The sequence below is a fragment of the Trichocoleus sp. FACHB-591 genome, from assembly GCF_014695845.1.
In the GTDB taxonomy this organism is placed as follows: Bacteria; Cyanobacteriota; Cyanobacteriia; order FACHB-46; family FACHB-46; genus Trichocoleus.
This window is the reverse complement of the sequence record NZ_JACJPA010000121.1, coordinates 211,473-237,899: the sequence shown is the minus strand read 5'-3', so window position 1 is coordinate 237,899 and position 26,427 is coordinate 211,473. Positions and strand designations below refer to the sequence as shown.

Sequence of the window (26,427 nt, the reverse complement as noted above, 5' to 3'; positions counted from 1 at the left end):
ACGGCTTCATTCGCGCTCTCGCTGAATTATTTCTTAACAACCTTGGATAATGACTGTAACAGGTACCATCCATCTCCAAGAACGTTTCCAAACTACTCTCTTCCATTTGATTCAGGCTCAACTTGCTAAATTTTCAAATCACATCAATCAAGGGCTACCTGCTATTAACTGCACCTTACAGGCAGGCAGGCAACAACTCAGCAATGCTCACTTCCAATCACCCATTGGACGCTTTCAAAGTCAGCCAAAACCCCTGTTAGGTTTGGGTGCTACACATTGAGGGCGACAGCATTGATTCGAGTAAAGCTACGGCAATTGATTAAGTATTCGAAGAGTTAGGTGCTCAGGAGAAACCAAACATGCTACACCGCAAGATCTATCAGCTCTGTTCAGATGGTCGCGAAGTCTGGATCTTCTTGCGGGACCAGCAGCGCTGGATTGAACGCGCACGCATTCTTGATATTGAGGGAGATTTAGTTACGCTTCGCTACGAAACTGAAGAAGAGGATGAAATGTGCTCCTGGGAGGAGATGGTGCGGCTAGAAAGCATCGGTGCTGTGACCCAGAAGCTAGCCACAGTCCCCAGAGGCGATGTCGAACCTTTAGTTTCCGATGACTGTCCTGAAGCAGAGCAAATTCGTAATCATCCTGACTCCAACCCAGATTAGGACCTGACCTGATGTAGGTTTCTGATCAACTTTAAGGCAGGCTCCTCAGCCTGTCTTTTTGCTTTAAACCACTGCTAATCCCTGGTTGCCAGCTTACCTGCGCACCTGATATATCGCCTTAGTTGAGTTCTGGTTCGTCGTCACTGTTTAGCCCCTCTAGATCTCCTGTCAAGGTGTTGCTCAGAGGCGAGCTGGAGCTAGGGGACTCAGGGTGAATGGGCTCAAAAACAGGGCAGTACCCTTCAGGGGCAACTTTGAAGTCGAACAGAGGCGAAGTTTGATTCCAGCACCGCTGACCTCGGTAGTGCTGACAGTTGCCACAACAATCTAGTGTCACTGGAGCAGGGCGATCGCTACCTTGGGTTAATAGCTCCCATTGAGGCAAACCACGTAGCACGAGTTCCTCCCCCTGCCAACGAGCTTCAATCAGACCCGTATCGGCAAAATTGTGCCACCGAGTATCCACCGTGATGGCATCGGGTAGCGTAATAGTGACTACAGTGCCTAGCTCGGTTAGCTCACCCTCATAACTGGTTTCGGGTGCGGCAGGTTGCAAAAACGTTTCGCCGACTGGCAACTCAACTACCGTGCCCGATGCGGGGGAATGCAGGTGATAGCGGTTATGCAGCTCATCCAGACTAGTCAGATCGGACAAGTAGGTAGGAGAACTGTGTACGAACACCACATGCTGAGGCCGTAAATTGTGGATCAGCTGGGTAGTGCCTGGTCCATCGCAGTGATCAGCAAGTAGGTAGGTTTCTACGGCTAGGCGACCCGATCGGATCTCGGCTTGCAGTTTCTTCTCAACGGTCCTCGACTGTGACAATACCAATTGACGATGACGCTGCGATCGCTCAGCTAAGAATGGCTCGTCCGAGGATGAGTGAATTGTGACTAACTGCTGGGGCAGCATTAGCAGCCAAGGCCCATTTCCAGGACGGCAGTACTGGCTCAAGTCGGCAGTTGCGTCGGTGAGAATAATACAAGGAGGTTGTAAATCCCCGGTTCTCAACTCCTCAGCGGTGCCGATAGGGTCGGTGTGCAGCCGTCGTACTCGTGGACGAACTCGCTCATCCCAAAACAAAGGTTGATGTTGAGCAAAATTCTGCACAGTCGTAGGCAGATGTGGCAGCAATTGAATATAAGCATCACAAGCAGCCGCCACAGTGCCACTGACCCAAATATTGAGGTCACGTCCCGTAAAGTGGTGATGGCTTCGCAGCAACATCAGCAACTCTTGCCCTAACCCTAAAGTAGGCGTAGGCAGCAACACAGAATAGCCCTCTGTAATGGCTTGGCTGACTCGTTCGGCTAATTGATTTTCTTGCTGACGGCGACGTGGATGCCGCGAAGTTCCATAACTGCCTTCGACAATCAACACGTCAGGCCGCAACCCCCGCAACTCTTCCAGCGGAAACCCTTCGACTAAACGAGAATTAGAAAGGAAGCAGTCTCCCGTGTAAAAAACCGTGTAGGTACGGTGTGGTGTGGTGTAGGTGAGTAAGAATGCTGCGGCCCCTGGAAGATGACCTGCGGGCCATAACTCAGCCGTCAACCCTTCTTGAAACTCAATCGGCGATCGCCACGGCAAGGCTTGGCAGAAAGGCGGAATCTCAGCTGGATCTAGCTCTGGCCAGTTGAAGGGCAACAATTCGGTGGTAACTTCGCTAGCATAGATAGGAAGTTGTGGAAACGCCTGGTGCAGCGCCAAGAGACCTCTGGCATGGTCTAGGTGGGCATGTGTGCATAAAACCAAATCGGCAGGCAGCGAGCGATCGGCATCTACGACCAGAGGCGAAACATCTTGCAGACCGCAATCTAGCAAAATCCGATAAGGTCCCATCCGTACTAGTAAGCAGACGCCTTCACCTGCTTGACCAGCACCATAGGGCAAACATTCCAGCTCAACCACGTCCGTATTACATCTCCGTAGAACCCAAAATCAGAGAAGTGTGCCGGATTTTCTGAGGGCAACCAATATTTCTTTAGCCACAAAAAATTAGCATAGTTGCGAATGTAGGCTAGATATAGCAAAACTTGGGTTTTAACTAGGGAACGCTAAAAACCCAAATTCTGATACTTCTACTCTCAGCTTAGGGCAGCACACTCTGCCCTTACCTTGATGCTATCTCGTGCCAGTAAAATGTGAATTAAATCAACTCTATAGCAGTTAGCCGCTATTAGTGAGCGGAACCATTTCCGTGGTAATTGTCTGAATCGTAAAAGCCGTTTTGGGTGCCAAAGAATAGACAGGAAATGGTAAATACAACGGTGAGAACGGCCAAAATTAATTTAACGTCCATATTTATAAACCAGGTAAACAGCAATATCAGGCTTAAATTCAGTACCTTATGGAATGTGAAGTAGGAATTCAGTGACCAAACTTGACGGCATTGTAGAACAAACCAATCAAGATCTTAGCGATCGCAACATTTTTGACACAATCTCCCCGAGTTCGATTTCCACTGCCCAGTTTATTCAGCCCACTTGGCTGGCTCGTCCTTCTACAGAGGTAGCCCCCGATCTCTTAGGGTGCACCTTGATTAGACAAACTGCGGATGGTACCGTGTTGCGTGGCTTGATTGTAGAAACAGAAGCTTATGCACCCGGAGATCCTGCTTGTCATGCCTACCGACGACAGACCACTCGGAATTCTGTGATGTTTGGTCCCGCAGGGCTAAGCTATGTTTATCTGATTTACGGCATGTATCACTGTCTGAATGTAGTCACTGATCTAGATGGCGTCCCTAGCGCTGTATTAATCCGGGCTTTGCAGTTGGATGCTATGCCTCCGGGAATCGACCCCCTCAAAGAACGCAAACTAGACCGAGTAGCCGCCGGACCCGGAAAACTTTGCCGTGCCTTCCAAATTGACTTAAGTTTGACGGCTTTGCCATTCGCTCTAGGCCAACCCCTCTGGCTGGGGCATCGTCAACCCAACTGGCAACAAGATTTCGAGCAAGGGGCGATCGCGTTGGTACAAACCACCCGGATTGGCTTAACCCAAGGGACTGATCTTCCTTGGCGCTGGTATGTCAAACAGTGCCCTGCTGTCTCCAAACTCTAGAGTTTGCGCCTTCTAAAGCACCACTTCTTCTCCTTGCTCTGTAAAGCGAACAGACTCAATTTTCCACTGCGGATTGGCAGTCAAGGTTTTATTTACTGCCCCCAACAAAGCTAATTGCTCACAGCTAGAGAGCGACTCTAGTTGCCGTTTCGAGCTTGGGCTGACGCGCAGATCCACAGTCGCAACCCGACTGTCTGGATCAACGCTGACCCGATAGCCTGTCAAACTAAAATCAGCAGTATCCCATTGCGCTAGGGTTTTACTAACTGCTGCCTCCAGCGGTTTCTGAGCTGACACCGTTACTTTTTGCGGCACCAAGTTTTGGCATTGACCATCCACCTTGTAGATCGTCACAGGGACTGTATTTTGAGTCTGAGCCGTTGTGGTTGCCGCCACGGTTTTAGCGGGTGCATTTAGCGGTTGGCTGCGAGCGGCTGGAGTTGAAGTCGCTGAGGAAGGGCTAGTCGTAGGGGTTGGCATTGCCCTTGGAACTGAGGCGGCTGGTTGAATAGTTGAGTTCGCTGCGGTGGAGTTGGGCGGAGATGAGCGGGTGCGATCGCCTTCTTCGCTGGGAGGCGTATCACAACTGCTGATGCCTAAACACAAACTACCAGCTAGCAAAACTATTAAAGATACTTTATAAAATTTCATCGTCTTCTTACCTGTGATTCCATAAACTTCAACCGGACTCTACCGCCAGAAGCAGGAGAGGGTTAGCATAGAACGTAGCGATACCTGATTTGGGTGTCGATGTTGAGTTTTATTGATTCCATGGACTCTAGTCCATTCCCTGGTAGTAGATATCTCCTCTAGCCTGGTGGCGTAAGTCTCCCAGCGCGGGGGAGACGTAGGAGGTTGTATGCTAACTCAGGAAAACCGTGCCTTGCTGTCCGATATTGCGGACTTAAACCAGCTCAAGTCTGAGCTGAATCAATTACCTGCTGTGGATGTGGGGGACTACATTGTTGAACTCCCCCCTGAGCGGCGAGCGATCGCGTTTCGGTTGCTGAGGAAAGATCAAGCCACCGATGTTTTTGAATATCTCCCCTCTGAAGTGCAGGAAGAGTTGATTAATTCCATGCACGGTACCCAGGTCTGTCAGATCGTTGAGTCGATGCGACCCGACGATCGAGCCGAGTTATTTGACGAGTTGCCCGCCGGCGTGGTCAAGCGGCTCTTGCAACAGCTCAGCCCTACGGAACGCCAAGCAACAGCGACAATTCTAGGCTATCCCGAAGGCACTGCTGGACGGGTGATGACCACCGAGTATGTGCGGTTACGCCAAGGATTAACCGTCGAAGAAGCCATTCGCAAAATCCGCCTGACTGATCAAGATAAAGAAACGATTTACTACGCTTATGTGACTGACAACAACCGCAAACTGGTGCAGGTTGTGTCACTGCGCCAACTTCTCTTTTCACTGCCCAACGTCCTAATTCAGGATATTGCCAGCGATCGCGTCCTCAAAGCTCGCACCGAAATGCCTCAAGAGGAAGTGGCGCAGTTGATGAAGCGCTACGACCTGCTGGCTGTGCCTGTAGTCGATCGAGAAGATCGCTTAGTAGGCATTGTCACAATTGACGACGTAGTCGATATTTTGGAAGAAGAAGCCACGGAAGATATTCAAAAGCTGGCTGGGGTAAGTGGTGGAGACGAAGCAGCTTTGTCGGCTCCCCATGTCACAATTCGCAAGCGCTTACCTTGGTTAATGGGCAACATTGTGCTTTACGTAGGTGCAGCCAGTGCGATCGCTCCTTTCCAAAAGACGATTGCCCTAGTACCTGTTCTGGCTGTGATTATGCCAATTTTGTCTAACGCTAGCGGCAACGTAGCAATTCAAGCTTTATCGGTTACCGTTCGAGGTTTAGGGGTGGGTGAGGTCACACCAGATGACACATTGCAAATTCTACGCAAAGAGGTTTTAGCTGGCTTGGGCACTGCTGTAGGCTTAGGTCTATCCCTTAGCCTCCTCTCCCTGATTTGGTCTCCTCCAGATGAACGCTGGGTGGCTTTGGTGGCAGGAACGGTAATGGCGATTAATGTCTTCATTGCCGCCAGCTTAGGAACAGTGCTGCCAATGGGCTTGAAACGGCTAAATCTAGATCCTGCCTTAATCAGTGGGCCACTACTCACTACCCTGCTAGATGCAGTGGGCTTTCTCACCTTCCTGACCCTGATTTCCATCGCTTTACAAGTTTTCAAGTAACGCTGGATACGCAAAGCCTTTAAAGTTTTGAAGCAGGACAATCACGAGAATCGTCCTGATTGGTCTGCCGATATTGCTCTAGCCCCAGCTAAGGGAGTTTAGGTGTGCAACAACTGATCGAGGGTTTGGAGTAGCTCTTTGGCAGTAAAGGGTTTGTTCAAAAAGGTTTTAACCCCAGCCTTGGCTGCTGCAACTAACTTATCGCTGGTTACCAAACCGCTCACCGCGATGGTTTTTAGCTGGGGGTTAATCTTCTGGAGGGTCCGGATGGTGGTGGGACCGTCCATAGAGGGCATCATCATGTCTACTAAAGCAGCGCTGAGGTCATCCTTGTGTTGAGCATAGAGAGCGATCGCCTCAATGCCGTCATTAGCCACCAGTACTCGGTAACCAAACGCCTCTAGCGAAGTTTTGGTAATATCCCGAATCGCTGCTTCGTCATCTACCACCAAAATTTGCTCACCCCTGCCCCAAGGTAGGTCGGAGGCCTCAGCTATCGGTTGCGGTACCGTCGCTTCTGTGGCTGGCAAGAACACCTTAAAGTGAGTTTCTTGATTGAGCTTGCTAGAGACATGCACAAAGCCCCCATGACTCTTAATAATTCCCATCACCGTTGACAGGCCTAAACCTGTACCTTTGCCCAACTCTTTGGTAGTAAAGAAGGGTTCAAAAATGCGATCGAGAATTTCTGGCGGAATTCCGGCTCCTGTATCCGATACCGTCACAACAATATAGGAGCCTGCTTGAGCATCAAGGTGCATCTGAGCATAATTTTCGTCAATCAGCAAATTCTCAGCCGTGATGCTCAGCGTGCCTCCCTCACTCATGGCATCTCTAGCATTCACACAGAGATTCATCAGTACTTGGTGGAGTTGGGTGGCATCTCCCGAAACTGGCCACAATTCCTGCGGAATATCTGTGTAGATCTCAATCGACTTGGGAAATGTCTCTTTGGCGATCTTGGCAATCTCTAGAATTAAATGCCTAATTTGGAGTAAAGTTCTTTCTCCTTCTAAACCTCGAGCAAAGGATAGAACCTGTCTAACTAAATCCGCTCCTCGTTTAGCATTCAACTCTACAGTGTTCAGTAAGCGTTGGCTTTGTTCATCTTTGATTTTGCGCTCTAACAATTGAGTAGACATCAAAATCGGAGCCAACACATTGTTCAAGTCATGGGCAATACCGCCTGCCAAGGTGCCGATACTCTCCATGCGCTGCGCTCGGAGAAACTGAGCCTCGATTTGCTTCTTCTGAGTGATATCGGTATTCACGACCAAAATCGATTTAGGCTGACTTTGCTCATCTCGCAATAAAGTCCAGCGGCTAGACACCACGACCTCGGGGCCATCTTGGGTAGCCTGGTGTAGCTCGCCATACCACTCCCCCTTCGCTAGGGTTTGCTGCCAAGCTGTTTCTAGCTGCAAGGAAGTCTCTTTAGCCAAGAACTGGTTGGCAGGTTGTCCTATCGCTTCTGCCGCTGTCCAACCGTACAGAGTCTCAGCGCCTCGGTTCCAGACTAAAATTTCACTGTTGAGGTCTTGCACCCAAATGGCATCGGTTGCAACTTCTAAAAATGCTGCCTGTTCTCGGAGTTTGTGCTCGGCTTGTTTGCGAGCGGTAATGTCCTGGAAATAAACCGACAAACCATCTTGAGTCGGGTAGGCATGCACCTCAAACCAGGCACCTAGAGCGGGGCAGAGTCCCTCAAACTCAACACTCACCCCCCTCGTCATTGCTAGCTGATACTGCTGTTGAAAGGTTGAATCAACGGCTTCAGGAAACTCATCCCACAAACGCTGCCCTAATAGTTGGTGTTGAGCTTTTTGCAATAAGCGTTCTGCGTGCGGGTTGATGTAAGTAAATCGCCACTCATGATCGACGGCGAAGAAAGCATCTGTAATGCTCTCTAAAATATTGGTCATTCGCTCACGCGCTATTTCTGCTTCTGCTCGCGCTGCCTGTTCGCGGGCCAAGAAGCAACGCCGCTCTTCTTCCGCTTGCTTACGTGGTGTTACATCCGTTTGAACCCCCACGAAGTAAAGCAGTTCTCCTAACTCCGAGAAAATGGGCGAGATGCGAAGTTCGCTCCAGAAAGGCTGTCCATCTTTGCGATAGTTCAACAAAGTGGTCTGCGCTTCTTTACCTGCTGCGATCGCCTGACGAATTTTTGCCACCTCTTGCAAGTCAGTCTCTGGACCTTGCAAAAACCGACAGTTTTGGCCTATCACTTCTTCGGGTTCATACCCCGTCATGCGACTGAAAGCAGAGTTGACATAAATGATCGGATTATCTACTTGATGCGGGTCAGTAATCAGTACTCCATCAGTCACCGCCGCGATCGCCCTAGCTAAGCGCAAATTTTCGACCGCTGCTTGGCGTAGAGCTTGCTCCTGCTGCTTATGAGCCGCGATCGCCGCTTGCTGCTGTACCCAATTTTGTTGTTCTTGTTGCACCCGTTCTCGGTAGTGCTCAAAGAAATCTGCTAAGTTAGGTGCTTCTTCCAAAAGAGCGTGAAAATGCCCCAAAACCCGCGCATCAGTGGTGTAAGCCACCTCAGGGTGGGCCTCCATCCACATGTGGCAGGTTTTGACATAGGCGATAAAGGTGATTAAGTGCTGGTACATCTCCAGCCCTAACATCCGACGTAGCTCCTGCCGGCAAAACTCTGCTTCCTCGGAATTGAGAAAAATAAAGATAGAGCAATACAGCAAACTTGTTTCTACAGCCCTGTCGCCTTTGGATAGAGCCCTCAGTACTTCGGGATGAGCTGACAACAAGGCGAGGTGGTCGTCTACCTCTAGCTCCGTAGGAGGCGGCGCTTCCAACAAAGCTAAGACCTCCTGAGCTTCTACTCCCAAAGGACGCAAAGAGCAGCTATGGCAGATCATGCAGTAAGGAATCGCGCAGTAACGAGAGAGATAGGCAGAAAGCTTTTCTTTAAATACTGGCGATAAAGGATTACCTAGATAAGCTAGCTGAGTCTGGTGCCATAAGTTTTCTAGGACTTGAGGATAGGTCTGAGCGGGACCAAAAAAAGGTGGTACAAAGCCTAGTTGCGTTTGAATATGAGTTTGAATGTCTTCACTGGGGCGCAACCCTAGAGATTCGCTCGCCTGCGGCAGTTGACTGGCCTGACTCAAACTTAAGCGCTGACGTCTGAGTTCTAGCTGAGCTACTACTTGATGGCTCAGAACCCGCAGGGCTTCGATCTGATCAACGTTTATCTCTCTAGGAACATAATCAATGACACAAAATGTTCCTAAGTTAAAGCCCTCAGGAGTTGTTAACGGCACCCCAGCGTAGAAACGAATGTAGGGTTCCGTAATCACTAAAAGATTTTGGGCAAAGCGGACATCTGACAAAGCGTTGGGGACGACCAAGATGTCATTTTGCAAAATTGCGTGAGCGCAAAATGCCAGATCTCGCGGAGTTTCGCTGATGGACAAACCAACCTTTGACTTAAACCACTGGCGATCGCGATCAATGAGACTAATGAGAGCAACTGGCGTACTGCAAATGCGGGCAGCTAAGCTAGTTAGTTCATCAAAAGTAGATTCAGATTCTGTATCCAAAATCTGATATTGCTGAAGAGACTGTAGTCTCTCTGTCTCATGATCTGGACAAGCAGCTTTCATGAATTTTTATGGTTCCTGAAGAAGTAGTGCTTTGCTAAAGCCGTGGGATTGGTTGTCTTGAGACAAGTCTCTAGATCTCGCCAACATATCTAGCGGACCTGTCTATCCAGCCTGGATCAGTGAAGGCTAAACAAATGGCATGCCACCCATCGGTTTAAACCTGTAGCGACTCCGTACATACCCGTATATAGTGCCCATTTGAGGGGAGAGTTACCTTAGCTAGATGGCTGAATCTAATCCGCTAAAGCGCAATGGTCGAAGCTCGAAGCTTACAGGACCGATTTGGAAGGTTGTGCTCGTTGACTTTGAGTAACTTTAATTGAGTCTGATTTATCGGCTGATTGGTCTAATGGTTCCGTAAAAGTTTTAAAGTTGGAACCTGAGACTATCGGGCTAAATCACCAGCATGGCTACTACAGCTTGGACTCGCCGTCACGTCATTTCTTTGATTGATTTTTTTCCCGCAGAGTACGACACAGTCTTACAAACTGCTGCCAGTTTTCGAGAGGTTTTATCTCGGCGAACCAAGAAAGTTCCAACTCTTCAGGGGCAGGTAGTTGCTAACCTGTTTTTCGAGCCGTCTACACGCACTCGGAGCAGTTTTGAACTTGCGGCCAAACGTTTATCCGCTGATACTCTTAATTTTACTCCGGGAAATTCTTCTTTAACAAAAGGAGAAACGATTCTCGATACGGCCAAAACTTACTTGGCGATGGGTACGGATTTGATGGTGATTCGTCATCAGCAGGCAGGAGTACCCCAAGCGATCGCCGATGAGATGGACCGTTTAGCCTCGCTAGTTGGGGTGCTAAATGCCGGAGATGGCCAACATGAGCATCCCTCCCAAGCTCTGCTCGATCTATTCACAATTTGTACCCTGCTCGATCCAGAACGACCCCGCTTAGATTTATTGGCTGACAAAAAAATCGCGATCGTCGGAGATATTTTGCATTCACGGGTGGCGCGATCGAACATCTGGAGCTTGACGGCCAGTGGCGCGGAAGTACATTTGGCTGGACCTCCGACGCTTCTGCCCCAACTGTTTGCTGACTGTGGCAAAGACCGAGCGGGCAAGCTATTTTTGCACTGGAATCTAGAGCCCGCTTTGCAAGATGCTGATTTTGTCATGACGCTACGGCTGCAAAAAGAACGCATGACCCAGCATTTGTTGCCTAGCTTGCGAGAGTACCATCAACAATTCGGTATCACCCGCGATCGCCTCAAGCTCTGCAAGCCAAATGTCAAAGTCCTTCATCCTGGCCCTGTGAACCGGGGGGTAGAAATTAGCTCCGACTTGATGGACGACCCGGAGTTCAGCTTGATTTCGCAACAAGTTACCAGTGGCGTGGCTGTCCGAATGGCTTTGTTGTACTTGATGGGCAGCGGCAAAGCTTAAGACGTTTGGATTTGAGAGAGCGGCGGAGAAATTCTGCAATCTCAATCCAAAATTGCCTCGGTTTCACGCAAAGATCCGCACAATAGAGGCAGGACGTTCTACAAAGCTGATGCCAATGGATGCCGCTACTACCCTAGCCATTTTCGCCCCCACTTCCCCAGACGAGCGAGACAGTTTTGCTATGACGTTTGCACCGTTATCTCTAGACGAGGTGTATCAGTTAGCGGACGATGCTGCCAATGGCGCGATCGTGGTCATGAGTGGCATGGTCCGTAACCAAACCGATGGCAAACCTGTCGTTGCATTGGAATATCAAGCGTATGAGCCAATGGCGATCGAGGTTTTTAAGCAAATTGCCACCCAGATTCGGCAGAAGTGGACAGACGTAACGCGGGTGGTGATTCATCACCGCACTGGCAAGTTAGGAATTGGCGAAATCAGCGTTCTTGTCGCTGTAGGCTGTCCGCATCGCACTGAGGCATTTGAGGCATGTCAGTTTGCGATCGACACGCTGAAGCACAACGCCCCCATCTGGAAAAAAGAACATTGGGCTGATGGTTCTAGCAGCTGGGTGAGTATTGGTGCTTGTGAACAACCTGGCTCAGATTGCTAAAACACTCATCTCTTAATGTCCACTGCATGGCGATCGCATTTTCCTTTTATTGCAGCGTGTCCGACAGGTCTTATTGTCTCTCTGTCTTGCAGCATAGTTGCGATCGGCATGAAGCGAACAAGCGATCGCATCTATTTTGTTTTAATTCTAGGAGCTAGGACTAGTGGCAGATTGGCATTGCCTGGCTAGTTCAATACAAACGGCGATCGCGGCGTTGGTTTTGATGGCCTGAGCATTAATGTGAGTGGGGCTGGCTTGGTAGCCCTCAGCCTGAAGTAGCTGGATCAGGCGATCGCGAGGAGGCGGGTCCATTTTGCCGCGCCGACCAATTTCTCCCAAGCCAAAAAAGTAGGGAGGTAGGTCTGCTTCAACCTGCATAGTTTGTAGCAGTTGCACTCGTTCTGGCCAATTCCACTGTTGGGCCAACTGGTCCATCCGCTGCAACATAGGGCGATCGTGTAGGGGGCCGAGCCACATTGGGCCGCTGAGGGTGAGTGGCTCTGAAGCAGGATGGTGGTGGCAAACAGCACGGCTGAGTTGACGCCAAGACACGGTTTCATAGTGGCCGCAATGATGGCAGTAGCCCAGAAATCCATAGTGTTTTAGCTCAGAACTAGGATGGGCTAGAACTCGCACCATCACCCGGTAAACCTGACCATTAAACAGCGAAAAAATTGGTTGAATACTTAAGCCCTTGTTATTGGCTTGTTGCAGAACACTACCAAGTAACAGCCGCAATCCCTGTTCATGCAAAGCAGGATGCCAGCGGGCGTAAGCACCATAGACTTGCATGCTTTTTTCAGGTTCATGGCCCGAACTGGTGCGTCCATCGGTACTCGTTAGATAGAGCAATCCACCAACTTTTGTTGCCCAAAGACTAGTGCTGAAGTGGGGCGCAGGACTGCCAAAACTATCTACATCTACTAAGTCGTAGTAGTCTTGCCGTTGATAGCAATCAAAAAAGACGCGATTGGCATCTTGATAGGTGATTTGATAAGAACTTGGCTCTAAATAGCTAGCTAGATTTTGGCTTAAAGTTATGTTTACTTCTGGGTTGGCATCATTCGCCCAAACCCAATCTGCTTGGCTCTCTAGCACATACCGTAGAGACCGCACGCCACAAGCGGTCATAACGTCCAGAACTCGCAGTTTTCCAGTATCAGCTTTATAAATCGCAGCGGCTAACAACCCTAGGTCTCGGCCAATTTGGCTCTGAGAGCGATAGAAAGTATTGCCGATTTGAAATTTGACTTTACCCTCCTGCTGCCAAAGTGAATTTTGATTCATTTTTCTTGATTAACTTTAATTAACTAAAAAATTAATCCCAAATTAGAAAGGAGTGGTTAAAGCTTTAAGCTGCTTTAGTTCTCGCAGTTAATAGGGAATTATAAAAGTGCGAAACAGGATTTTTTCTCGCACAAATTCATTGCAGTTTGTAATATTTTCGTGAGTTAAAAGCTCTAATCTTTTAGACTAATTTTCGATTCAATGCGTAATCAAGGACACAATGATGCCAACGCTCCTCTGGCATGACTGGTTGGTTTTGCTATCATTTTTTGCTTGTCTGGCTGGTCTCGGCTTGCTGGTTGGCATGCCTCAAGATCAAGGGGAAGATTTTGAACAAGCTGAAAGCATGCTGATGCTGATGATTTTTACCTACTGGGCTGTTCACTGCGTCGCTTTGGGCGTGCAGAAATTTGCCTTGCCTGACTGGGAAGTTCTGCTGCTAAGCCTGAAATTCACGGCAATTATTTCTTACTTACTCACTTTTGCCTGCATGATTAGTTTGCCGCTGAATCGTTTGGCCGTCGTACTGCGTCAAGTTGAGTAGTACTAGCTCAGTAGAATAATGGCTTTGTTAAGGCTGTTACTTCGCTAAAACCGTAGCGATCGCACTTTCCAAAACTTCCTGACTTAAGTTCGTCAAAATAAACACTTCCTGTACCGTCTTACCTTGTCGGGCGAGCACCTTAAAACCGCCGCGAATCGGGACAGAAATCTTAAGTCTGAGCTTTGGAGAGTGCGCTCGTACGGCACCAATCACACCAGGGGTAATCGTTTGAATCCCCTCTTGCTGAAGCAGCCGTTCCAACAACGGAATCAAGCCCGGAATGTGGGTGGAGTGGTTGAGAACAAGCCTGCCGCGAGAGGGGTTACCCATGGTTTTGCCAGTTGAGGTGTGCTGCGATCGCCGAATTCAAGCACTTCTCAGCATAGAGGAAATCGCAGCGACCGGAGAGTTTGAGTTAGGCCGCTTCTAGAGGAGCCATCGTCAAACCAGCGCGGCTTAATTGCGTGTGATAAAGTTCCGCCTGCTCTTGCGGCCCTACCCAAACCACTGCCTGACCTTCAAAGTGAATTTGATTGGTCAATTCCCAAGCGCGATCGCTAGTCATAAACGGGATGTACTTAATCAAACACTCGGTGACATGCTGAAACGTATTGAAGTCGTCATTCAGCACAATGATTTTGTAATTCGGGTAAGTTTGACGGGTAACTTGACCAGCCTTTTCAGGCGCTACCGTAGGCGCAACGGCTGCAAAATGGGAAGCTGCCGTAAGTACCAGATTCATAGGCCGTTACCGGAAACACTTTTAACAAAACTACGTATTTTATCCTAGTGCAATTCTAGCGACTTACCACCGCTTCGGCCTCCGGGGCAAAAATCTATTTCCAATCCTCCCATTTTTCATTGAAGATCGAAGTATCAGGGAACGTAATTGGATTGCCATTTTCCGCCAGCCGACGTTGCAAAAGTTCGAGTTGTGGCTCTGCTCGCGGTAATTGGTCAACCAGCTGATAAGGCATGATGCCCTTTTCGAGCGCAAAGGCAGCTGTCGTGCCTGCTGCTGCACCCGAAGACCATTCAAATGAATGCACCCGATAAGCTGCTGCGGCAACGTGGCTAGTGGCAATGCTCTTACCCGCCACCAGCATGTTGTCAATTTTTTGTGGAATCATGGCTCGTAGCGGCACTTGGAAGGGGTAGGCATTACCCGCCCCGCGTCGTTCTCCTGCTCGCTCAGTATTGCCAGGTTGCTCAGGTGGACTCTGAGTCATGCAAGGATGGAAATCGATCGCATAGTGCCCAATCCCAACTGCATCTGGATAAATGGTCGATCGCGTCCGGCGGGTCACTTTTTCAGACGGCAATTTGCTACCTACAAAAGACGTAGCTTCTAAGCCTGCTAAAGTTGCTTGCAAGCTGCGATACATCTGGGGTGATAGTGTTTTGCGGTAGTACTCATCTTTGAAATAATCCTGTCGAGAAATATCTACCTCCCAAACTGTAAAACCTTGAGGCTGCCCCCAAGATGGACGCCCAATAATCCGGCGACCCTCGCGGATGTAAGGATACTTAGACAGACCATGAGCAGTCCCCATGGGGGTATCAAATCCTGTCAGGTAACGGTGATTGGGTTGCGGTTGTTTTACGCCTGCTCCGAGTTGAGAGTCGGTCGTACCTGCGACTAACCAATGGAAATATCCTTGAGACAATTCCTCAGCTCGCTGGAGGCTTTCAGTTCGTAAGCCACCCATCCACGCTCCTGGCTGCAATTGCCCCGTACTGGCAAGTTGATCGCGGGTGTAGACAAAGTTATCGGTTGCGGTGCCAGGGCGATAATCGTTCCCCCAGGTCCAGTTCTGCATGGAAATATCACCAGGGGTAACCGCGCCAGTGTTCGACTGAACCTTCACTTCTTGGCGAGTGGGGTTTTGGTTCAGAATCCGGCGATAGGTGAAGACAAGCGGGAAACTCGCCAATCGGGGCAATTCGTAGCTGTAGTACCCGGCGTAATTGGGGTAAAACGCAGGCTCAGTATGCCGTTGGGGTTGCTCCGTGGCCTGCATGGCAAAGGTGTAGGTAAAGCCTTGAGTGCAATAGGGGTCGCCCGATTCACTAGAGGAAGACGGTTCTAGATAAGAGCGAGGATCGATACCTAAGCGATAAGGCACATCAGCCAGCGCTACTAGTTCCCCGGTTTCGGTGGCATCTACCACATACCATTGCGGAGCATTAGCCGGGGATTGAGTGGTTTGAGATTTAGACGGTTTTGCTGGAGCTGGCACAAACCGCACGATCGCTTTTTGAAACTGGGCTGAGTTTTCGTAGCGATAGGCATCTTCAATCGTTTGGGAAAGGGGCAAGGCATTGAGCGGACTTGCACCAGGAGCAGGCCGATGCTGAATGGCGATCGCTCCTTGAATCTGTTGCCCAGCTCCGGCAGGAGTTGTGTTTAGCTCTTTAATCACCGTGGCGGGAAACCACTTCAGCGTCCCCTTGCCACGCTTAGCAGCACTCTGCAACTCATCGAACAAAACTTTGTGGCCGTCCCGTGGCAAGAAACAAGACTCACTCACCCAACAATCACCCGGATTCAGATCGCCTTTGTAATAGCGTTCTAGACGTTGCCGCAGTTCGAGGTAGCCACGTGGATAAAACAAGAGCGATCGCTGAGTCTGCCGTTCATCCAGCGCTGAGGTGCCTTGAGCTGAAATTTGCCCGCCGACCCAATCTGTAATCTCGGTCATGCAGACAGTGCGTCCTGCCAACAAAGCTTCGTAAGCCGTTGCTACACCCGCCAAGCCACCTCCTGCAACTAACACTTCGCAGGTCACAGTTTGGTCAGGGGTTCGAGGAGGAGCCGCGATCGCAGAAGGGGGCAAGAGTTGTAGGGCTAGGGTAGCACCCATTAAAACTTTACTAATGGAAGAAAGACGACGTTGCATCACGAGAAAACTGTAGGGGACATGTAGGGGGTTAGTGATTTGCAGCAGCCAGCGCATTTAGCAACCCATCTAGGCGAGCTTTGCAACTAACACTCAAGCCACTGCTGCTTAAACCTGACTACAAGGCAACACCTTAAGTTTCGGAGTCTGAGCAGAATCCCTACAACTCTACTAGGGACATACTAATCACTCAGACGCAGCCTCTGGTTTTACCTGAAACTGAGTCAAGCGTATTCATGGCTTGCCAATAGGGGCAGATTTTATGGCAGCAGGAGATCTAGCCTAGATTTGCTTATTCTCTTTGCATACATTCTTTCCCTTCCAGAACTACCAGAAAACCTTAAAGTTATGCAGCCGATTTCCAAATGGCAGACCTTAACTTCACGCATGGTCTTTGAGCACAAATGGTGCCGAGTCCGCCAAGACACCGTGAGACTAGCTAATCAGCAATTAATTGATGACTATTTTGTTGTGGTTCGACCTGATGTGGCTTTGGTGCTTGCGATCACGCCGAACCAAAAAGTTGTCTTTGTGCGGCAATATCGCCACGGGGTGGGGGAAATCTTATTAGAACTCCCAGCGGGCACGTTTGACCCCGAAACTGAAAGCCCAGAAGTTGCTGCCCAGAGAGAGCTACAAGAAGAAACAGGTTATAAAGCTGAGCATTTAGTAAAGCTGGCAACGCTCCACGACAACCCCGTCAAAGATACTAACCAAATTCACTTATTTCTCGCGCAAAATGCTTTTGTTTTTGCTGAACAAAACCTTGATATGACTGAAGCCATTGAAGTTGTTTTAATCCCGGTGGAAGAATTATCAGAAAGGATATGGAGTGGAGAAATTTGCGTTTCTGGAACGATCGCCGCTTTATTTTTGGGTATGCAATTTCTTAAGGTTTCAATTCCACTGGTGCCATAGTTTTTATTTCTTTACAAATTGAGCTATTTTTCCCAAAAAGCAGTCTCAGCAATTCTTCTAGAAACTAAACAGCTACTTCTAAAGATTTCTTTTTTAGAGAAATAAAAATTGGTTAAAAAATACTAGTATTTGCGTCTATCTTGGGAGCTATTTTTTATCTGCCTTCAGGTATACTTGGCAAAATCACAATTCCTTAAGAATTGACTTAGTGCCCAACATGAGCGACTTGAAGTTAGAGCAAGAAATCGAAAGAATGGCTTTGGCTATGATGATCCGCAACACTCACGTCGGTAGAGATCTCATAGCCAATCTCAAAAGCCAATTAACTCTTGTAGAGGTAGCAGGAGTATTGCTCGTCAGTTTTGAGCGTTTAATTAGTTTTGACACTGATTCCTTTTTTTGGGCAGTCGAACACTTAGTTCCTGCCGATGTGATGGCAGAAATCCGCAGCATCACCTCTCCTGCGATCTACCAACGGCTGATCGGTAAAGGCTTTTTGCCCGGTAGAGATATCAGTGTGAGCGAAAACGGCCAATTACTTCTCAACGAGCGGGCCAAGACTGTATTAAGCCCTTGTTGTCTCGTGTTGATCTAAGCCTGGGTAGCCAACTGGTCCCGAGTTGGATTCACTAGTACACCAGGTTGCGATCGCTGAGGTTCTCCTAACAGCACCACGGAACAGGTCAATTGTTGAGCGACTTGGGTGGTGACATCACTAATATCGAGTCCAGCGTTAGTCCGACGGCGGAGCGATCGCAACACCACCAAATCGCAAGATTTAGCAGCCTGCAAAATGGCCGTCACGACATTATCACTACTCACCACCTGAATCTCTGGCTTCAGCTGGGGTGCCCATTTCGCTACGGACATCGCTAATTGTGATTCAGTCCAAGCTCTTTTGCCCGCTGAAGCTCGGCGATCGGTGATATGGAGCAGCGTCACAGTGGCTTGATTGGCGGCGGCTAGCATTTGAGCAAATTGCACCGTTCTGCTAGATGTAGATCCCAAGTTATCAACCGGCACCAAAATGCGCTGCATGGTGCTGGGAGAGTTTAACAGGCGGGTAATTGCGACTGGACAGTGGGACGACCAAAGCACGCTGTCTAGCACATTCCCGAATAGACGAGCCCGGAACCCAGTTCGCCGTCCCCAACCCATCACAATGAGGCTGGCATCTTGTTCTCGGCTAGCACGGCTAATTCCTTGAGCGATTCCATCATCAATTCGCAATAATGGCTCGGCTTCAACTCCGATTTCTCGACTGACAGCTTTAGCATTGGCTAGCAAGGCTTCACTGCGCTCCATTGCCGCACCGATGGTGGGAGTATCCATGTTGGCTTGAGCTGTGGCGATCGCTAAAGGGACAATCCGCCCCGACTCATAGCGAGCCAGCATCGCTGCCATCTCAATTAAATACTGCTCGGTTTTAGGGTTATAAACCGGAACCACCACCGTAAAAGGATGATCGGTTGTGCCAGCACCCCAATTACTGGGCGTAGTATCAGGCTCCAATGTCGTGTCTGAAGTAATCAGCTTGGGAGCAACCCGACTCGTAATTAAGGGACCTAAAGTAGCAGTTACTAGCATCAACACAATGACGCTATTCAGCACGCCTTCAGTCAACATGCCAGCTCGATAGCCTACCAAAGTTGCAGCCAAAGTTGCCCCTACTTGAGGCATCGACATCGACCACATCGTGAGCAATTCGTCTTGGTTATAGTGATATAACAGTTTTGCGCCATAGGCAGCCAAGAACTTGCTAATAATTAAGCCAGTGACGATCGCTAGGGTTAACCAAATCGAGGAGATGCTGGCGATGAAAGCAGGAATATCAATCAGCAGACCTAAGTTAACAAAGAAAATTGGAATAAATAAAACGCTACCGACAAATACCACTTTTTCTTTAACGGGGCTTTGACCAACAGCATCATTAACTGCTAAACCTGCGAGGAAAGCCCCCACAATCTTCTCAACCCCAATGAGTTGTGCCCCTAGAGAAGCTAGGAAGATGGCTAACAAGACGAATAAAAACTGATTGCCTTCGTCATCTCCAGTGCGTTTAAAGAATTGACGACCTGCCCAATCAAACCCAAACAGCACCACTACTGAGTAAATTGCTAGAGAGCCGAGTAAGATTGCTAGTTTGGTAGCGGTAAAATCACCCGCATTAATCCCAATACAAATTGCCAGAACTAACAGTGACCCGACATCGGTAAAAATAGTCGCTCCAATCGTCACCGTCACCGCCTCATTGGACACCACCCCTAAGCGGCTGACCATTGGGTAAGCCAGCAAAGTGTGAGAAGCAAACAACGAACCGATCAAGACCGAAGCGTTCCAGTCAAACCCAAATAGGCGACCTACAACCGTGCCAAATATTAGGGGTATGGCAAAAGTCAGGCTACCATACCCAATCGAACGATATTTTTTGCGGCGGAACTCTTCAATATCGACTTCCAGACCCGACACAAACATCAAATAGAGCAACCCAATTTCCGCCAGCAGGCTGAGCGTTTCCGACTCTTTTTGCAGCAAGTGCAAGCCATTCGGCCCTAAAACCACCCCTGCTGCTAACAACCCTACTAAGCCTGGTATCCGGAACCGCTCTACTAGGATAGGTACAGTCAGAATTACTGCTAGGAGAACCGCAAACGAAACGATGGGTTCCTCAAAAAATTTCAAAATCGATTCCATAGAGCGTCCATTAAAGTGAATGAGTGCCAGCAGCTCTCAGGCATTACACGGAAAGTCTTGCTTGAGTGCTGACTTGTCCGCATCATTCCAAACCTTAAGGCTCTAAAGGAAGAAGAAGTAAATACCTATAGGTGGATCTGACTCAAGATTACTCGCAGGCGATCGTAATCATCTTTGAGTAACACACTCAAAGTGCGTCCCGCGTTCACTAGCCAGGTGCGATCGGCTTGGCGTAATTGATAAATCTCTCGAATGGCTGCCGCAGTTAACGCATCGACTGGAGCTCCATTCACTTGTAGCAAAGCTCGCAAAAAATCTAGCTTTTCACTAAAGTGCAGCACTTCCTCTGATTCACAAACATATACTGCTTGATGAATTTGCGGCGGTCGAGGCGGCAAGTGCTGATAAATCGTTTCACTCAGGCGTTGTGTCCCAGCTACTCCAGTTTCGCAAGGCCGAAATCCAACGATCGCGGCTCGAAACTCTGTTTTCAGCATGGCAAAAATCTGGGGTTGCTGCTCGCGTAAATCTTGCAACGACAACCCTAAAGCCCGCGCCCGATGCACTGAATCGATCGGGCTCGTCGTGGCATGATACACCACAGCATAAACGTGATTCCCCGACTCTTCATCAATAGAGCGTACCCAACTGCCAAAAGGCGGCATGACCGGAAAACTTAAGTCTTCCGGTTCCAAGCACTGCGCCAAAAACTCCGTCGTCGCCGTCTCAATCACTTCAGCAATGTGATTCGGTGGGCGATTTTGGTGAGCAAATTGGGGTAGGGGCAACCGCATAAGTGCTACTTCGCTTTCTTGCGGCCCGCAGTTGCGTCTACCAACTCTAACTGCGATAAACGAAACGTAACCAACTTGTCCCAGTTACCTCCTTCAAACAAGACGGCTGCCTTGCCATCGGTTACACGCTGCACAAGACCTTGGAAGCCGTAGTAAATATCAGAGGTGCTGGTCACACGAACTGCTGAGCCAGGCAAAATCATAGTGTTCAGTGAATAGGTGTTCAGTGAATAGGATGGAGTGACTGGAGTCGCTTCTCTTCTAAATAGCTTACTAGTATTTCACCGTGTTAGTTTTGGTTGTTGGTTAGGCGAGGCCCACTCAACAAATCCAATTGAGTAAAGTACTAGCAGCTAGCCTAATTCTGCCGCTCTAGAACTTTAGCCTTTGGCGGTAATTTGCCACCGATTGCACCAAGCCGATCGCGACGAAGTTGGTTAAGAGTGCCGATCGCCCATAACTCATCCAAGGCAGGGGAATTCCAGTTACGGGAGCCAAGCCAATGGTCATCCCGACGTTCACGACAACCTGGAACACTAGCATGGAAAACACACCCACTGCTAGCAACGAACCGAAGTTGTCCTTGGCATTCTGCGCCACCATAATCAGCCGCAGGCAGACCAACCAAAAAGCGAGCAACACCAGAAAAGAACCAATAAAACCAAGTTCCTCACCAATGGCAGAAAAGATAAAGTCGGTATGTTGCTCTGGGATAAAGTTGAGCTGCGTCTGAGTGCCTTTCATGAACCCTCGGCCCCACCACTCGCCCGCTCCGATCGCGATCCGAGATTGAATCAAGTGATAGCCGCCGCCCAAGGGGTCTTTGTCTGGATCTAAGAACAAAATTAGGCGGTCTTTCTGGTAATCCTTGAGCAATCCCCAGAGAACATGCCCTAGCGCTCCAGAGATCAGGTTAACAGCCACTGCCCCTAGCGCTCCGAGCCTAGGCCAAGGCAAGGTCATCCAGGCGATCGCCCCCATCGCCACCACCCAGATAAGCTCCAAACCCAGCAACCAACTAGAGAAAAAGACATTAAACAGGATGGCCGAAACAATTGGAGAAATCAGCAGCACCAGCCAACCAGGATTGGCGTTTCCCCAATAGAGCATACCAATGGTAATTGCCCCAAAGACCAGCGACGTACCCAAATCTGGCTGCAAAAAGACTAAGCCCCAAGGCAGCGCCGTCACTGCTAAAGTCTGAATCGCCGCAGTCAGGGTGGAAGCAGTCCGCCCGTGCAACATGGCCGCCAAGGTAATAATCATGCCTAACTTGGCAAACTCAGACGGCTGAATGTTAAAACCAGCAATCGTAATCCAGCGCTGGGCTCCCAGCGCTGTGGTGCCGATAAACATAACGGCTAGCAGAGATGCATTGGTGATGCCGTAGATCACCCAACGCCACTGCAATAAGTTTTCGTAGCGGCACCTAGAGATTACTAACGCCAGCACTAACCCAATGCCGCCGATCAGCCAGTGTTGCCACCAGTCTGTCCAGCCTTGATTCAACTCGGTGCTATAAATCATCACGCCACCGAGGAACGTGAGACCAATAGGGAGAAAAAACAACCAGCCGTCAGTCTCTTGCCAAGGTTGAATTAAAGATTTCCAGCGAATCCGGGCTAGCGATTTCTGCAACATGTTCTAGCAAATGGTCAAGTTTAAGTCGAAGGCTGTTAGGGAGGTAACTGGGTTGTCCCAATCACCATAAACATCTATTACGCTGATGCCAGCGCGGCGACAGAAACTTTTGCCGCAATTTGTTGAGCAATTGCCTTTAAAGCTTTGGCTGAGGCTGAATCAGGATCACCAACTGTAATCGGTAGGCCGCGATCGCCTCCTTGTCGGAGCGGAATTTCTAGCGGCACACATCCTAGCAAAGGTACACCTAGCTCTTGAGCCGCCTTCGCTCCACCTTCTGAACCAAAAATGTCATATTGGCGATCGGGCATGTCAGGAGGAATAAAGTAGCTCATGTTCTCTACAATGCCCAAGACAGGCACTCCCATTTGCTGGAACATCTTTAAGCCTCGGCGGGAGTCTAATAGCGCGACCGTTTGCGGGGTCGTGACAATCACCGCGCCAGCCATCGGTACCGCTTGCGCCAGCGTCAGTTGAGCATCCCCCGTCCCAGGTGGCATATCCACAATCAGGTAGTCTAGGTCACCCCACTGCGTCTGATAGAGAAACTGCCGAATGATGCCATTCAGCATTGGTCCCCGCCAAATTACAGGCTGGTCAGGGTCAATCAAAAAGCCCATTGAAACCAGCTTAACGCCGTGGTTAAAGGCAGGCTCCAGAATATCTCCTTGAGGACCTTTAGAAACCATCACTTGAGCATCAGCTAGACCTAGCATCGTCGGAGCGTTGGGACCATAAATATCTGCATCGATCAGTCCTACTTTGGCTCCCGCTTGGGCCAAGGCTACTGCCACGTTCACTGCTACAGTGCTTTTGCCAACACCACCCTTACCGCTGGAAATCGCAACAATATTTTTCACACCTTCAATGCCAGTGCGATCGGGTAGCGACTTTTGGTGTGGAGTTTCAGCAGTGACCTCTACCTTGACTTCTTGAACTCCAGGTAGGGTTTTGACTGCTCTCTGACAATCTTCCACAATAAATTCGCGCAGGGGGCAAGCGGGTGTTGTGAGCACCAAGGTAAAGCTAACTGTGCCATCTGCGATCGCGACGTTGCGAATCATATTCAACTCCACCAAACTCTTGCGAAGTTCAGGGTCTTGAACGGGGCGTAGAACTTCTAGAACTGAATCAGCATTAAGCATACGAGATTATAAATTCTCCACCCTAACTGCAACGGGAGGATATAAGGTAAGTGGCTTTGTCCTCTAGTGCAATCTTACCGTTACCGAGAGTGGATTCGTGTCTGTAGGCGATCGCGACTGCCGAATCGCCTATCAAAAATCAAAACAACTATTTCCGGGCGATCGCGTCCTGGCATCAACTGGCACTGTGGATAGGGCTGCTTGCTCTGCCGCTTGCACCAATTTTGTTGCCACCCTAGCTGCGTAAGGTTGAGTCAAGGACCAAATTAAAGGGGAAAGCCAACCACGCAACGTCACTGAGTAAGATACACGGGTTCCACAAACCGTTGATTCAACCTGGTAGGTAACACGTTCTTCCACCCCAGGAATTGCTAAAATTCGGACGCTGAGTAATTCTCCTGGATTCACCCGCTCCACAAAAATCCGAACTGGAATCGGACTCAAGCGCGTCACGGCTCGATAAATTAGCCCTGGTTTCACGACCAAGCCATGCGGGACATCAGTGCTAGCCAGTAAAGGATGCCAAGACACATCGGTGAGGTCACCAATCTTGCACCATAGGTCTTCTACAGAAGCCGTACTGAGCGCTTGATAAGTTCTCACCAAAGAATACTGAAACCTGATCCGATGACGCCGAAGTCGCAGTTTAGTTAAAAATTTTGCCATTTTCGTTCCCGCATCGAGTCACTTCAACAGGTTGGGATAGCGCGATCGCTGCCTAGCTCGATCCTAACAATTGCGATCGCTCATCTCGGATCAGCCATCATAGCGATTGTCACAATCAGGTGCGATCGCACTAAAGATAGATCAACGACGCCACAGATTTTGTGTGTTATTAAGCCATTTAAACTGAGCTCTAGCAGGCAAAATCAACGACCTTCGCGCCCCCACATTAATCCAACCGCAGAGAATAAGTTTCAGAGTAATCCAGGGAAAAGTTAGACTGCTAGATAATGTTGTAAAAACGTATCAAGTTCGCCAATTTTGTGCGGCTATCTGTTAAGCTTTTTGCGATTCTCTCGATAAAACTCTATAGAAGTTTACGCACTCGAAGACCTTGAAACTGGGTCTTGATGCATTTCACTCAGCCTAACTAAGCCCAGCTAAACTTCGGGCTTGCAATCATTTTTAAGTTCTGTTGAGATTCCAGCACGCCAGCCAAAATTTTTAACGGTATTGCACTGAAGGTTATGACTACTTCTTCCACTCCTGAGGCAACTGCATCTAAACTGACCCTTCCTACTGACTCACGGCAGCAGGTCAGCCAATTCTTGAAAGACCTGCAAGACCAAATTTGCCAAGGTTTGGAACAGCTAGACGGGCAAGCAACGTTTCAAGAAGATGCCTGGGAACGGCCCGAAGGCGGTGGTGGGCGATCGCGGGTGATGCGAGAAGGCAGAGTGTTTGAGCAGGGAGGGGTGAACTTCTCCGAAGTTTGGGGTACTCATCTCCCCCCCTCGGTGCTGGTTCAACGACCAGAAGCGGCGGGTCACAAGTTTTATGCCACAGGCACTTCCATGGTGCTGCACCCCCGAAATCCCTACATCCCCACGGTGCATCTCAACTACCGTTATTTTGAAGCGGGTCCCGTTTGGTGGTTCGGTGGTGGCATTGACCTAACCCCTTACTATCCTTTTGCTGAAGATGTGGTGCATTTTCACCAAACTCTGAAGCAAGCTTGTGATGCTCACCATCCTGAGTACTACCCCACCTTTAAGCTGTGGTGCGACGAATACTTCTACTTAAACCATCGCCAAGAAACGCGAGGGGTTGGCGGCATCTTCTTCGACTATCAAGATGGACTCACTAATCACTTGTATCGCGGTCCAGCGGCAGACGGCCCAGCGGCACTCCATAGCAATCAAGTAGGTCAGATCGGTAGCCGTAGCTGGGAGGAAATTTTTGGCTTCATTCAGTCCTGCGGTCAGGCTTTCTTGCCCGCCTATGTGCCCATTGCAGAGCGCAGACAAGGTACTGAGTATGGCGATCGCGAACGGAATTTCCAGCTTTATCGTCGGGGTCGTTACGTCGAGTTCAATTTGGTCTACGACCGAGGCACCATTTTTGGTCTACAAACCAATGGCCGCACCGAATCAATTTTGATGTCTCTCCCGCCCCTCGTACGTTGGGAGTATGGTTACGAACCAGAACCCAACACCCCTGAAGCTGAGCTGTACCAAACCTTTCTCAAGCCGCAAGACTGGGTTAACTGGTTTTCTCCCGCCTCTGAGAGCTGAGGTAAACTACGGGAGGTAGGGCTGCGATCGCCAGAAATTTTTCTGCCCGATCTGTTATAAACCTCTGCCACCTGCCAACTATAGATAAGGCGCAACTCGTGTCTAACTCGGGGAGTCTACAGGCTTAACAATGGCTGGTATCCACTAATCTACGGATCAGTAGCTCAATTTTATTTAAGTTGCGGCTGCTCTTGATCTTCTCAGTTATTGCCAGCACCAGTTCATTTCCCAAATACCCATTATTGCTAGGGGAGGATCAGCGATCCCAATGGAGCAGAGAACTTACACAACCCAAGACGGTACTACAGTCATTGTCTTAACCCCCACCGGACGCTTAGACATTACAACCGCCTGGCAGTTTCGCTTAAAGTTACAGGAATGTATTTCCAAATTGAGCCGCCATGTAGTGGTGAACTTAGGCCAGGTCAATTTTATTGACAGTTCTGGTCTCACCTCTCTGGTTGCAGGGATGCGCGATGCGGAAAAAGTCAAAGGCAGCTTCCGTATTTGTAACGTCCATCCAGAAGCCAAGCTAGTCTTTGAAGTCACCATGATGGACTCAGTTTTTGAAATTTTTGAAACTGAGGAAGAGGCTTTAGAAGGCGTACCTAGGGGCATTGCTAGCTAAATATATTGCTCTAATCGGACCTTGCCATAACCGCAGATGCGCAAATCAAGTTGC

Annotated in this window: 25 protein-coding genes; 11 read left to right on the top strand and 14 right to left on the bottom strand. The window is 49.3% G+C overall.

The window, feature by feature from the left end; genetic code table 11:
- Positions 1 to 49: 49 nt before the first annotated feature.
- Both H6F90_RS28795 and H6F90_RS28790 read left to right on the top strand, forming a co-directional pair.
- Positions 50 to 280, top strand: coding sequence for a hypothetical protein (locus H6F90_RS28795; RefSeq protein WP_190555367.1), 231 nt, complete (start codon positions 50 to 52; stop codon positions 278 to 280).
- A 79-nt stretch (positions 281 to 359) separates the two neighbouring features.
- Positions 360 to 668 (top strand): DUF6679 family protein, encoded by a 309-nt coding sequence (locus H6F90_RS28790; protein WP_190438310.1) that lies wholly within the window; start codon positions 360 to 362, stop codon positions 666 to 668.
- Between the two features lie 118 nt (positions 669 to 786).
- Here the strand turns inward: H6F90_RS28790 and H6F90_RS28785 are convergent, their stop codons facing one another.
- Both H6F90_RS28785 and H6F90_RS31270 read right to left on the bottom strand, forming a co-directional pair.
- Entirely contained in the window at positions 787 to 2,580 is a 1,794-nt protein-coding gene (locus tag H6F90_RS28785; protein ID WP_370588123.1) for an MBL fold metallo-hydrolase, read from the bottom strand.
- 268 nt (positions 2,581 to 2,848) lie between these two features.
- The gene (locus tag H6F90_RS31270) at positions 2,849 to 2,971 is read right to left on the bottom strand and encodes a hypothetical protein (RefSeq protein ID WP_255525089.1); all 123 of its coding nucleotides are present in this window, start codon (positions 2,969 to 2,971) and stop codon (positions 2,849 to 2,851) included.
- 71 nt (positions 2,972 to 3,042) lie between these two features.
- Here H6F90_RS31270 and H6F90_RS28780 point away from each other — a divergent pair, with 71 nt between their 5' ends.
- Complete coding sequence (locus H6F90_RS28780) at positions 3,043 to 3,735, top strand: DNA-3-methyladenine glycosylase (RefSeq protein ID WP_370588122.1); 693 nt, start codon at positions 3,043 to 3,045, stop codon at positions 3,733 to 3,735.
- Positions 3,736 to 3,747: 12 nt separating this feature from the next.
- On the opposite strand, the gene H6F90_RS28775 is transcribed toward H6F90_RS28780, so the two are convergent.
- Positions 3,748 to 4,386: a sporulation/spore germination protein gene (locus H6F90_RS28775; protein WP_190555366.1), complete on the bottom strand. Its 639-nt coding sequence runs from the start codon at positions 4,384 to 4,386 to the stop codon at positions 3,748 to 3,750.
- Positions 4,387 to 4,594: 208 nt separating this feature from the next.
- Between H6F90_RS28775 and mgtE the strand changes: the two genes are divergently transcribed.
- Positions 4,595 to 5,941 (top strand): magnesium transporter, encoded by a 1,347-nt coding sequence (gene mgtE, locus H6F90_RS28770; RefSeq protein ID WP_190438307.1) that lies wholly within the window; start codon positions 4,595 to 4,597, stop codon positions 5,939 to 5,941.
- A gap of 98 nt (positions 5,942 to 6,039) precedes the next feature.
- Here the strand turns inward: mgtE and H6F90_RS30960 are convergent, their stop codons facing one another.
- Complete coding sequence (locus H6F90_RS30960) at positions 6,040 to 9,576, bottom strand: PAS domain S-box protein (protein ID WP_242024673.1); 3,537 nt, start codon at positions 9,574 to 9,576, stop codon at positions 6,040 to 6,042.
- A gap of 406 nt (positions 9,577 to 9,982) precedes the next feature.
- On the opposite strand from H6F90_RS30960, the gene H6F90_RS28750 reads away from it, so the two are divergent.
- Together H6F90_RS28750 and H6F90_RS28745 are read left to right on the top strand one after the other, a co-directional pair.
- Complete coding sequence (locus H6F90_RS28750; protein ID WP_190438303.1) at positions 9,983 to 10,972, top strand: aspartate carbamoyltransferase catalytic subunit; 990 nt, start codon at positions 9,983 to 9,985, stop codon at positions 10,970 to 10,972.
- 109 nt (positions 10,973 to 11,081) lie between these two features.
- Positions 11,082 to 11,585, top strand: a complete 504-nt coding sequence (locus H6F90_RS28745) for a molybdenum cofactor biosynthesis protein MoaE (protein WP_370588121.1) — start codon at positions 11,082 to 11,084, stop codon at positions 11,583 to 11,585.
- Positions 11,586 to 11,732: 147 nt separating this feature from the next.
- Here the strand turns inward: H6F90_RS28745 and H6F90_RS28740 are convergent, their stop codons facing one another.
- Positions 11,733 to 12,872: a tRNA (guanine-N1)-methyltransferase gene (locus H6F90_RS28740; RefSeq protein ID WP_190555365.1), complete on the bottom strand. Its 1,140-nt coding sequence runs from the start codon at positions 12,870 to 12,872 to the stop codon at positions 11,733 to 11,735.
- Positions 12,873 to 13,092: 220 nt separating this feature from the next.
- Between H6F90_RS28740 and H6F90_RS28735 the strand changes: the two genes are divergently transcribed.
- A complete protein-coding gene (locus H6F90_RS28735) occupies positions 13,093 to 13,416 on the top strand; it encodes a hypothetical protein (RefSeq protein ID WP_242016994.1) in 324 nt (107 codons plus the stop codon).
- Positions 13,417 to 13,452: 36 nt separating this feature from the next.
- On the opposite strand, the gene H6F90_RS28730 is transcribed toward H6F90_RS28735, so the two are convergent.
- From H6F90_RS28730 to H6F90_RS28720, 3 genes are all read right to left on the bottom strand, one after another.
- Complete coding sequence (locus H6F90_RS28730) at positions 13,453 to 13,746, bottom strand: DUF2103 domain-containing protein (protein ID WP_190555364.1); 294 nt, start codon at positions 13,744 to 13,746, stop codon at positions 13,453 to 13,455.
- An 85-nt stretch (positions 13,747 to 13,831) separates the two neighbouring features.
- On the bottom strand, positions 13,832 to 14,158 hold the full coding sequence (gene clpS, locus H6F90_RS28725; protein WP_190438295.1) for an ATP-dependent Clp protease adapter ClpS: 327 nt from the start codon (positions 14,156 to 14,158) through the stop codon (positions 13,832 to 13,834).
- Positions 14,159 to 14,252: 94 nt separating this feature from the next.
- Positions 14,253 to 16,373, bottom strand: coding sequence for an FAD-dependent oxidoreductase (locus H6F90_RS28720; RefSeq protein ID WP_370588120.1), 2,121 nt, complete (start codon positions 16,371 to 16,373; stop codon positions 14,253 to 14,255).
- Between the two features lie 291 nt (positions 16,374 to 16,664).
- Here H6F90_RS28720 and H6F90_RS28715 point away from each other — a divergent pair, with 291 nt between their 5' ends.
- Both H6F90_RS28715 and H6F90_RS28710 read left to right on the top strand, forming a co-directional pair.
- Positions 16,665 to 17,234, top strand: a complete 570-nt coding sequence (locus H6F90_RS28715; protein ID WP_190555363.1) for an NUDIX hydrolase — start codon at positions 16,665 to 16,667, stop codon at positions 17,232 to 17,234.
- 217 nt (positions 17,235 to 17,451) lie between these two features.
- Positions 17,452 to 17,829, top strand: a complete 378-nt coding sequence (locus H6F90_RS28710; RefSeq protein WP_190555362.1) for a hypothetical protein — start codon at positions 17,452 to 17,454, stop codon at positions 17,827 to 17,829.
- Here H6F90_RS28710 and H6F90_RS28705 read toward each other — a convergent pair.
- From H6F90_RS28705 to H6F90_RS28680, 6 genes are all read right to left on the bottom strand, one after another.
- Complete coding sequence (locus H6F90_RS28705) at positions 17,826 to 19,928, bottom strand: cation:proton antiporter (RefSeq protein ID WP_190555361.1); 2,103 nt, start codon at positions 19,926 to 19,928, stop codon at positions 17,826 to 17,828. The genes H6F90_RS28710 and H6F90_RS28705 overlap by 4 nt on opposite strands.
- Positions 19,929 to 20,053: 125 nt before the next feature.
- Positions 20,054 to 20,722 (bottom strand): HAS-barrel domain-containing protein, encoded by a 669-nt coding sequence (locus H6F90_RS28700; protein WP_190438288.1) that lies wholly within the window; start codon positions 20,720 to 20,722, stop codon positions 20,054 to 20,056.
- A 5-nt stretch (positions 20,723 to 20,727) separates the two neighbouring features.
- Positions 20,728 to 20,925, bottom strand: a complete 198-nt coding sequence (locus tag H6F90_RS28695) for an NAD(P)H dehydrogenase subunit NdhS (protein WP_190438286.1) — start codon at positions 20,923 to 20,925, stop codon at positions 20,728 to 20,730.
- A gap of 169 nt (positions 20,926 to 21,094) precedes the next feature.
- Positions 21,095 to 22,363, bottom strand: a complete 1,269-nt coding sequence (gene rodA / locus H6F90_RS28690) for a rod shape-determining protein RodA (RefSeq protein WP_190555360.1) — start codon at positions 22,361 to 22,363, stop codon at positions 21,095 to 21,097.
- 77 nt (positions 22,364 to 22,440) lie between these two features.
- A complete protein-coding gene (locus H6F90_RS28685) occupies positions 22,441 to 23,508 on the bottom strand; it encodes an Mrp/NBP35 family ATP-binding protein (RefSeq protein ID WP_190555359.1) in 1,068 nt (355 codons plus the stop codon).
- A 132-nt stretch (positions 23,509 to 23,640) separates the two neighbouring features.
- On the bottom strand, positions 23,641 to 24,111 hold the full coding sequence (locus H6F90_RS28680) for an SRPBCC family protein (RefSeq protein ID WP_313930222.1): 471 nt from the start codon (positions 24,109 to 24,111) through the stop codon (positions 23,641 to 23,643).
- 587 nt (positions 24,112 to 24,698) lie between these two features.
- Between H6F90_RS28680 and hemF the strand changes: the two genes are divergently transcribed.
- Together hemF and H6F90_RS28670 are read left to right on the top strand one after the other, a co-directional pair.
- Positions 24,699 to 25,745 carry an oxygen-dependent coproporphyrinogen oxidase gene (gene hemF, locus H6F90_RS28675; protein ID WP_190555358.1) on the top strand — a complete coding sequence of 349 codons (1,047 nt, stop codon included), beginning with the start codon at positions 24,699 to 24,701 and terminating at the stop codon, positions 25,743 to 25,745.
- Between the two features lie 268 nt (positions 25,746 to 26,013).
- Complete coding sequence (locus H6F90_RS28670) at positions 26,014 to 26,373, top strand: STAS domain-containing protein (protein ID WP_190438263.1); 360 nt, start codon at positions 26,014 to 26,016, stop codon at positions 26,371 to 26,373.
- Positions 26,374 to 26,427: the final 54 nt, after the last annotated feature.